The sequence below is a fragment of the Endozoicomonas sp. ONNA2 genome, from assembly GCF_024606365.1.
Lineage (GTDB): Bacteria > Pseudomonadota > Gammaproteobacteria > Pseudomonadales > Endozoicomonadaceae > Endozoicomonas.
The window spans coordinates 1-9813 of the sequence record NZ_JAHHPO010000300.1 but is presented as its reverse complement, the minus strand read 5'-3'; the positions used below and the strand labels follow the sequence as shown (position 1 = coordinate 9813).

General features: G+C 48.7%; 7 protein-coding genes. 2 read left to right on the top strand and 5 right to left on the bottom strand.

All coding sequences use genetic code 11. The features are described 5' to 3' along the window. Nucleotides 1–116: 116 nt before the first annotated feature. Together KDK14_RS05380 and KDK14_RS05375 are read right to left on the bottom strand one after the other, a co-directional pair. Nucleotides 117–1145 carry a hypothetical protein gene (locus tag KDK14_RS05380; protein WP_257263991.1) on the bottom strand — a complete coding sequence of 343 codons (1029 nt, stop codon included), beginning with the start codon at nt 1143–1145 and terminating at the stop codon, nt 117–119. Between the two features lie 624 nt (nt 1146–1769). Further along, on the bottom strand, nt 1770–2633 hold the full coding sequence (locus KDK14_RS05375) for a cation diffusion facilitator family transporter (RefSeq protein WP_257263990.1): 864 nt from the start codon (nt 2631–2633) through the stop codon (nt 1770–1772). A gap of 425 nt (nt 2634–3058) precedes the next feature. On the opposite strand from KDK14_RS05375, the gene KDK14_RS05370 reads away from it, so the two are divergent. Both KDK14_RS05370 and KDK14_RS05365 read left to right on the top strand, forming a co-directional pair. Further along, on the top strand, nt 3059–3355 hold the full coding sequence (locus tag KDK14_RS05370) for a cold shock domain-containing protein (protein ID WP_306671468.1): 297 nt from the start codon (nt 3059–3061) through the stop codon (nt 3353–3355). Nucleotides 3356–3733: 378 nt separating this feature from the next. Next, on the top strand, nt 3734–4264 hold the full coding sequence (locus KDK14_RS05365) for a DUF2726 domain-containing protein (RefSeq protein WP_257263989.1): 531 nt from the start codon (nt 3734–3736) through the stop codon (nt 4262–4264). A 78-nt stretch (nt 4265–4342) separates the two neighbouring features. Here KDK14_RS05365 and glgB read toward each other — a convergent pair whose 3' ends face one another. From glgB to glgC, 3 genes are all read right to left on the bottom strand, one after another. Next, the gene (gene glgB, locus KDK14_RS05360; RefSeq protein WP_257263988.1) at nt 4343–6571 is read right to left on the bottom strand and encodes a 1,4-alpha-glucan branching protein GlgB; all 2229 of its coding nucleotides are present in this window, start codon (nt 6569–6571) and stop codon (nt 4343–4345) included. 161 nt (nt 6572–6732) lie between these two features. Next, on the bottom strand, nt 6733–8214 hold the full coding sequence (locus KDK14_RS05355; RefSeq protein ID WP_257263987.1) for a glycogen synthase: 1482 nt from the start codon (nt 8212–8214) through the stop codon (nt 6733–6735). Then, a complete protein-coding gene (glgC, locus tag KDK14_RS05350) occupies nt 8204–9451 on the bottom strand; it encodes a glucose-1-phosphate adenylyltransferase (RefSeq protein WP_257263986.1) in 1248 nt (415 codons plus the stop codon). Before glgC ends, KDK14_RS05355 begins: the two co-directional genes overlap by 11 nt. Nucleotides 9452–9813: the final 362 nt, after the last annotated feature.

Below are 9813 nucleotides of genomic sequence, written 5' to 3'. Positions count from 1 at the left end.
AGCTTTTCGGGAAGCGGGCGGCGGGTAGCGGGTAGCGTCTGTAGAAATGTCGAAGCGATTTCAGGACAGCTCCTTTATACAAGCCCTAAAGCTATGCCTGCAACACCCCCCCCTCGTCAGCTTGAGTCTCCAACCAGAACTGGAGACTGAGCCAGAGATTCAGCCATAGCTTTGGCTTGGCCTATGACTTGAGCCAGCTTTTCTACCGCATCCAGAGCTGGACCTTCATCAAGAATTTGAGCCAGAGCCTGCGCCTGTGCCTGAGCTTGAGCTTGAATTTGAGCCAGAGCCACGGGCAGATATTCAGCTATGGATCTATTCAGAGTCAAACCCAGAGCTTCAGCTTCATCCATAACTTGATCCAGACCCTGAACCAGCTCCCTGGCTTCAGCTTCAGCTTTCAATAGACCTTGAGCCTGAGCTCGAAGTTGAGCGAGAGAAGGATATTGAGCTTCAGCGCTAACTGTTCGGTGTTCCGGTTCGGTATTCGCAATTGCCAGGGCCTCCAGCCCTATTGAATCAGAACTCATGAGTTCGCAGCCCACGGCAGTCAGGGGGCTATATAGTTCCACCGAATAATTACCTTCAGCTTGAGTCAGATTTTGATCTGCAGATTTTGCTAATAGCGCTGATAATCTGGATAGCGCCTGGATATGGGCTTGAGTAAGAGATTGAGATTGATGTTGAGCTCGGGTTTTAGCTTCACCCAGAACTTGAATCAACTCTTGAGCTTTATCTAAAGCTTCAGCTTGAGCTTGAACTATAGCTCGAGCTTGAGCCTCATCCAGCGCTGGATTCTCTTCCAGAATTCGAGCTTGACCTTGCGCTTGAGCCTCATTTTTAAGTTGAACCAAATCCAGGGTTTTATTAGGTGCCTTTTTAGTCCCGGTGGTCGGCTCTGGGGGAAAATCGCCGTTAACTTCATCAAGCAACTGCTGCACTCCTTCAGCTATGAAGCTTTCTGGTTTTTTTATCAAATTGCAAAAACTGTGACCCAGGGGCCGCTCCGCACTTCCGCTGTTTGCTTCAGTCTGGAGTTCGAGGAACAGGTTATTCATTATCTTGACCTCTATATTTTTCCTGCGAGCCCCCTGATAACCCACCGGTAACTCGAACTCAGCAAAATCTTTTTTCAAGTTAGTCAAATTGAAGGATTCCGTACCTTGTTGCTGCACTGCCGTGGTGCACATACGCTCTACGATACTCTCAACTTCCTCAGGGTCTTTGCCCCGCAGGAAATTGTCTATCGCGCTTAAACTGATGGTCCAGCGATTAAACTTTACCGGGGCTGCGCTGGCACTTTCACCCTGCTCACCGTCATAAAATTGAGGTTGGGACACTGCAGTGCCCTGGGCAGTGCTTGATGGCATATTCATAGCAAGTTGCTCCTTTACTCCAAGTTTATTGCCGTAGTTCTGAGTTTTGATGCAAGATAAAGAGAGTTCAAACGTTGGATAAGACGATTTCACTATCAATAGACGAGCAGTAATTCACACTTATAAAAACTGAATTCAAGTATTAGTGAGTAGCAACTACCAGGATAGTACCCTACGTCGTCCATGGCATCGCACAGTCAGGAGGCTGTCCGGGATTTATTTATTGCCAAGATCAGCGTCCATCAATCTCTGCCTCATCAAAAAATAGCTCGAAGCTGACTTCGGGTTCCTCATCCAAGACTATGGTTTTGCATCAGATACAATGGGTACTCTTTGCCGTGAAAAATATTTTGCTTAACCATTTTTCATCCCTGAGGATGGCGCAAGATATTTTCACGCGCCATGGGCATTTGTTTCCAGAGTCGTATGGTTAATGCAGAACTGATGCCGTAACGCCACTCGGATTTTTCGTTTAACTATTTCAGGTTCAGCGCCATTCAACAGAATATGGCCTTCAAAGAAGATCTTTTTATCATCCAGCTGCCAAACGTGCATAGACTCTACTTTTTTTACCCCCTCAATGCTTTCCAGGGCCACCCTGACCTGTTCCATATCGATACTGTCTGGCACCCCCTGCATCAGAATAATAATGCAGCGTCGCAAAAGAATAGCGCCATTACACATCACATAGATGGATATGCCGGTGGTTGCTATCAGATCAAAAATATAGAGCTTATAGTTGATGATCAGCACACTCGCTACGATGACTATAAGAGAAGCAATCGCATCAGAGGCATTGTGAATAAATACAGCTTTGATATTGATATCGCTTCTGGCTCCAGCCTTGTATGTAAGCAGCGAGGTGGTGATATTAACCAGAAGGGCAACACCGGCAACCCACAGCACAATCCAGCCATCAACTTCCGTGGGGGAAAGATACTTGCCTACAACCTGAACGATCAGATAACACCCTACAGCCAATAAAAATACGCTGTTTATCAGAGCGCCAAGAATATCTGCCCTTTTGTAGCCGTAGGTCATCACCTTGTCTGCTGACTTGTTGCCTATTCTCCTGGCGATAACAGCAACCAATAGTGCACCGGCATCGCCCAGGTTATGTATCGAGTCTGCAATCAGGGAAAGACTTCCGGCAACACTGCCTCCAAGAACCTGAACACCACTCAGTAAAAGCTTGACGAGCAGGGCAAGGCTCAGCTTTCCATCAGCTGCGGAATCATAATCAACATGCTGCTCCATGGCTGTTTACTCAACATATCCAGAGATTTTCATTGTAGCCTGTCGTACAAAACCGGCAAAAAACTGCCAGTTGCAGCTTTAATCAGTAATCTGTCACATCACATTGGCCAGCAGCGTTAAGTAGTTGGCCAAGGTACAATACCTCACCATGATAAAAACCTGAAAAAGTCTGCTATATCAGCAGATAAAGACTAAACAGGACTATTACAAAAACAATTTATGATGTTATATTGTAAATCCCCTTTTCTGGAGATTTGTGGTTCAACTCCATTTATCAAGATGGGTATCGCCACAGATAAAGGGAACCAAGTGGCAAGGACGACGCTTTTTATGAATAACCATAAAAAAATGCCAAAAAATAAAACAACAAGGGTTGCAGTTTCCCAGCAGTTCCTTCAATGTAATATTTGAAGGTTTTAAGCTGTATGGAAGCGACCAAGAAGGAAATGGAAGCTATGCTGGCAGGTACAGTCAAGTGGTTTAATAACCCCAAAGGGTATGGATTTATCCAGGCACAGGAAGCGACAGAGAATCAGGATGTTCTCATCCATTACTCTGTCATTGATATGGACGGCTTTAAAACACTGAAAGCAGGCCAGGTTGTCAGCTTTGAGATAGGCCATGGCCCCAAAGGTCTGATTGCCACTAAAGTCGTCCCTGATAACGGTACTGCCAGTGGCAGCACTCAGAGTGTAACTCAAGAAGAGTCATTCCCGGTTTAAACAGGATTCAAGCGACACGAACCCTCTTTTGCAAGGCAGTTATGTGTCTTTCTCCACAGTACTATACATTGTGGAGAAACACCTATTATGACAAAAGAACATTTGTTGCTATTATTCCCTGTCACTCTTTATATAAAGTATGTCTGGCTGATCAGGACTGGGCTTTTTGGCCTCCCATGCCGGTTAACAACCACAAACTGACTGCATTACCAATGATTAGTCATGCAGGACTTTGCGCTTTCCATTGCACCCCATGGAAATGCAGTTGTTGTCGCTTTTCAAAGAGTCACGTTTTTCATCAATCGTTGACCCATAAATTCAAGACAAGGTAGTGCAGTGCTGCTGGACAGTTTCCCCCTCGTTCTTTCAGGCTCTGTGATGGTTATTACAGCAATTGCCTGGTACCTATGGCTAACTTTCAGCCCGTTCAAAGCCAAAACCAACACCCTTCTTTTCGAGCAGGACAAGCGAGCTTTTTTTGGCCAGCTGGATATTGCCGTCCGCAGCCACTTGATGGTTTTGCCTTCCTTGCCCGTTGGTGATGTTCTTGAGCCCGACAAATTCAGCCGGACTGCAGTGGCACTGAGCATCAAAAGAAACCGACGGTTTGATTTTGTACTCTATCACCGTAAAAAGATGCAAGTCTGCTGTGTGATCAACCTCATCCCCTACAATACAAAGCCAAACGCACAAAAATTCAGGCTAATACGCCAACTCTGTGCAGCTGCCGAGCTGCCACTACTGGAATATGACATGAAACCCTGGCGGGATGTTAACGAACTGAGACGCACAGTTCTCTCTACCTGCGGGTGTGAAGAGGAAGGCACTCCAGAATACGAACTCCTGACCCCAACAGAAGCCATGGCCGAAGCCGAGGTAATCGTTGATCCACAATGCCCAATGGCATAACCACATGAAATTGCGAACCCTTAAACCTGAATACCAGATATACAACGCCTGACCAAAGAATGACGCACTCCTGATCGATCAGGAGTGCTTGAGAATCACGGTGGCCAGAGGTGGCAAGGTCATTGAAAGACTGTACGACAAATGATGCATCGGCGTTTTCTCAGCCTCAAGCAGCTCTCCTGCGCTAACACCACTGCCGCCAAAGCAGGTATTATCAGTGTTCAAAATTTCACGATATCGACCAGCATCAGGCACACCAATGTGATAGTTCTCACGAACCACCGGCGTCAAATTACAAATAACCTGCAGTGAGTTCCACTCATTATCATAACGACGGAACACCAGCACACTCTGGCTACTGTCATCCCCGGTGGTCCAGGCAAATCCATCCGCCTGAAGATCCCGTTCAAACATGGCGGGTTCTGAAACATAAAGCTGGTTAAGGGTTTTCACCAGCATCTGAATACCCGCATTAAACCCCTTCGGGTTGTCAAGCAGGTGCCAATCCATTACAGCATTGGGATTCCATTCCTGGCAGGTTCCCAGTTCAGTCCCCATAAACAGCAGTTTTTTACCGGGATGCGCATACATAAATGCCAGATAAGCCCGCAGGTTGGCAAAACGCTGCCAATCATCACCGGGCATCCGGGTCAGAATAGTGCCCTTGCCATGAACCACTTCGTCGTGGGACAGGGGCAGGACAAAATGTTCACTCCAGGCATACACCGTACTGAACGTCATCTGCCCATGATGATGCTGACGATAGACAGGGTCGAGTTTCATATACTCCAGCGTGTCATTCATCCAGCCCATGTTCCATTTGAAGTCAAACCCAAGCCCACCGTCTTCTATCGTTCTGGAAACACCAGGCCAGCCGGTGGACTCCTCCGCAATGGTCAGCACATCCGGGAATGCAGCATGCACCTGCTCATTGAACTTCTTCAGGAAAGTCACGGCTTCCAGGTTCTCATTACCACCATGAATATTGGCTTCCCACTCACCGTGATTGCGGGAGTAATCCAGGTAGAGCATGGAGGCCACTGCATCGACACGCAGGCCATCAATATGGAATTCATCCAGCCAGTAAAGGGCATTACTGATCAGGAAGTCCTGAACCCAGGGCTTGCCAAAGTCATAAATGCAGGTTTGCCAGTCAGGGTGCCAGCCACGGCGCGGGTCAGGATGCTCATAGAGCGATGAACCATCAAACCTGGCCAGCCCATGCTCATCAATGGGGAAGTGCGCAGGTACCCAATCCAGAATGACGCCAATGTCCTTCTGGTGACACCGATCGATAAAATAGCGAAAATCATCGGGCGAACCATAACGGCTGCTGGGCGCATAAAGGCCAACCGGTTGATAACCCCAGGAATCAAACAGCGGATGTTCCGAGACAGGCAACAGCTCAATATGGGTAAAGCCCATATCAATAACGTAAGGAATCAATTGATCGGCCAGTTCACGGAAAGTCAGGAAGTCATTGTCTTCTTTCCTTCTCCAAGAACCTGCGTGCACTTCATAAATAGAGAAGGGCTGCCCTTTATTGTCATGTTGTTTTCTTTGGCTCATCCATGCCCGGTCTTTCCAGGAATAGCTTTCGATCCCCTGAACCACGGAAGCCAGACCAGGCCACTGCTCAATATGCCGGGCAAACGGATCGGTCTTCAATGGCAGCTGATTGCCGTGGTAATCACGGATAGAATATTTATACTGGTCGCCGGGCAGAACGCCGGGCACAAACAGGCGCCAGATACCATCATCCGCACTGGCCATTGGATGGAGCCGGTTATCCCAGCCATTAAAGCTGCCCACAATACTGACCGATCGGGCATAAGGTGCGTAAACCTTGAACAGCACACCCTGTATATGCAGCTTGCTGTTGATCTTATGAGCGACCACCCGGGCTCCGAGGTGTCGATGGAGACCGTCCGGCTCAATATCTGACTGGGCAAGAATGTACTGCCCAAAACAGTACGGGTCATAAACCGTAAAACTGTGGCCACTGGCCCAATGTATCGTCAACTGATACAGAAATGGCTTTTTTCTTCTGGGCAGATGCAGCTCAAACACACCAGCCTCATTGCGCCTCATCTCGCCAAGTAATTTGCCGGTGCTGTGCTCGAACACCTCAACCACGGTAGCATCCGGGCGCAATGCGCGAATGACCAGCCCTTTTCCCTGCGAATCAGGATGCAACCCCAGCACATCAAAAGGGGTTGCACACTGATTGTTGATCAGATCTGATACCACAGGCGACATGGCTACCTTGGGTATTGACGATGTTTTGGGGGATACTGCGATACTCATAGCGGTGTTTTTTCAATAGAAATTGCCTGTCGTCAACATCAGATGGACTCCTTGTGGTCTGAAAGTACCCCTTATCAGGGCAGACAGGATAAACTGGTGTCTGGAAGACTGTGAACCTCAGCCTTTCGCTTTTCCTTCAAGATCGACTATAGCTGTCGTACTTATCGCTGATCAACTGCTGCTCGATAAACCTTGAGATAATCCAGGGCTGGCTGCTCCCAGGTAAATGATTCAGACATGGCATTTGCCATCAGATGAGCCATTAATTCCCGATCCTGATAAACGGCACGGGTCTGATTGAGACAATGCAGCAGGGCATCACTGTCGGGCGAATCAAACATAAACCCGGTTGCGCTCTTCTTTGCGATCCCTGTACCTCCATCAGCAGTTGGATCATAGCCTTTGACCGAGTCCACCAGCCCACCAACGGCACGAACAATGGGCAGGGTACCGTACTTCATACTATACATCTGGTTAAGCCCACAGGGCTCAAACAGGGAGGGCATCAAGAAGAAATCAGAGCCTGCTTCAATCTGATGGGCTAGGGGGTTGTCATAATCCTCAACAAAACTGCATTTGTCGGTGAATGCGCTGGCCAAACGGTTCAGTTCAGCGGCAATACTCCGGTCACCTGAGCCCTGCAATACAACCTGAACATCATCTCGCAAAAACTGCCACAGGGCCGGTATCAGATAGGCAAAACCTTTCTGTTCGGCAAGGCGACTGACCAGCCCATACAGAGGTTTATCGGCGACCTTCGGCAACTGCAGTCGTTTCTGCAAAGCCTGCTTGCAAACCGCCTTGCCGGAAAGATCTTGCAGGGAGTAATTGGCTGGCAACAAGTCATCTGTTTCAGGGTTCCACTGCTGATAATCACAGCCATTGAGAATACCGGAAAAATCCTGTTTTCTTCGTCCCATAATATGGGCAAGGCCATGGGACCCAAGATCCGTCAGGAGTTCTTCAGCATACCCCGGACTGACGGTGATGATTTTATCCGCAAGGGCAATGCCGCCCTTGAGCAGATTAATATGCCCATGGTCTTCAAAGAAATCCGGGGTATACCACGGGTGGTCGATCCCCAACACACTTAATAAGCCACTGTCGGTATGCTGTTGATAGGCACCATTGTGAATGGTCAGGACTGACCGCGTGCCGACGAAGAAAGCATTGCCTGACTCATGGGTTTTCAGGTAGTAAGGCAGAAGTGCCGACTGCCAGTCATGGCCATGAATAATATCCGGCTTAAAGTTTAACAACTTGCAGGCCTGAAGTGCCGCCTTGCAAAAGAACGCAAATCGCTCGCTGTTATCAGCAAAACCTTCACCCTCATAGGTGTATAGACCACTGCGGTCAAAGTAATGGTTGTGCTCAATCAGGTAAATAGGGACACCGTCAAACATCCCCTGTCTTAAGGCAAAGCCCATCCTGCCATATGCGCCGAGACAAACCTCACCTGCCCCGACAACATCTGTTGCCAACGCTTCGAGCGCCTGCCGGTAGGCGGGCATAATCACCCGGACATCATTGCCGAGTTCACTCATCCAGGGCCCGAGCGCACCGGCCACATCTGCCAGACCTCCGGTTTTGACAATACCTGCCAGCTCTGAGACCGCAAAAAGTATTTTTAAATCAGAACCCAACTTTTGCTCCTCTGGGAATAACCACCAGACCAGAATCAGAGACCTTGAAGCGTTTAAGATCTTCTTCACGATCCATACCGATGCGGGTCCCCGGGGCAATTTCTACCCGCTTGTCAACAATAACCCGGTTCAATACGACGCCCTCACCAATGGTGACATTGGGCAGAATTACCGATTCAGTAAATCGGGTATTGTCGCCGATCTTGACGTTGTAACCGACCACACTACGATGCATATAGATGTCATGGAATACACAACCCACACCCACCATGGAGTTATAGATATGGCCTTCAGGCTCATTTCGGTTAAAAGCAATCAACGCCGGTGGATACGGTGGAATATAGGTACGGATTGGCCAGCCTTGGTTATGCAGGTCAATGGGCGGTTCACTGGTCAGCAGATCCATATTGGCTTCCCAGAATGAATCGATGGTACCTACATCACGCCAGTAGCCGTTGTTTATGCCCCCGGGAACTACATTTTTGGAGAAGTCATACACCATGACCTTTGCCCTCGGGTAAAGGGAAGGAATGATGTTTTTACCAAAGTCGTGGTCGGACCCTGCATTGGCGTGATCATCCAGCAACTCTTGCACCAAACAGTCTTTGGTGAACACATAATTACCCATTGAAGCCAAGACAAAGCCCGGCTTTCCGGGAATGATTTTGACATCACTTGAGGGTTTTTCAGCAAATCCAATCATACGACCAAATTCGTCCACCTCGATAACACCGAAGTGATGCGCCTGATCCACCGGTACCGGAATCGATGCAACGGTCAAGTCGGCGCTGTGCTGCTGGTGATACTGTACCATATCCCGAACATTCATAGCATAGATATGGTCACCACCAAACACACATATCAGGTCAGGGTTGTGTGACTCAATGTGATTCAGGTTTTGAAACACCGCATCCGCAGTGCCTTGGTACCAGTCACTGCCGGTGTTCATCTGGGCTGGCAACGTATCAATAAATTTATCCGCCAGGCCGGCAATACGCCAGCAACGTTGCAAGTGCTTGCTCAGTGAGTGCGACTTGAACTGGGTAATCAGGTAAATCTTGTGAAGATCGGAATTCACAAAATTACTCAACACAAAGTCGATGATCCTATACTGTCCGCCAAAAGGAACCGCAGGCTTTGCTCTCGTCTGCGTGAGTGGAGCAAGCCTAGATCCTTCTCCTCCGGCCAGGATCATGGAAAGGACTGACGCCATGGTCGTTTTTCCTGTTGTCTGCATGGTGAGCTGAAAGTATTAGGGTCAATCCGTGACCCATTCCGGGCCAAGAGCCTGTCGGACTTTAGGCTGCCCCGCACGGCAACCACTCCTGCTTTGCTCACTACCAGCGCCTGAGCCCGACAGGCTCCCGGGAGATAGTATTGCCCCGGAAGAATCTCCACTTGCCCGGAAGCCTGGTGTCAGCTTCCGACAAAGTATTCCGATGCTTTGCTGTTTCAGCTCACATCACACGCCATTTGCCTTAAAGACTTCGGCGATAATATCCTGAGCTTCACCCTGCAGACAGGAAAGATGCTCTTCCCCGTCAAAGCTTTCGGAAATGATCCGGACTTTGATCGCCATGGCATTGTGACTAGGGGGCA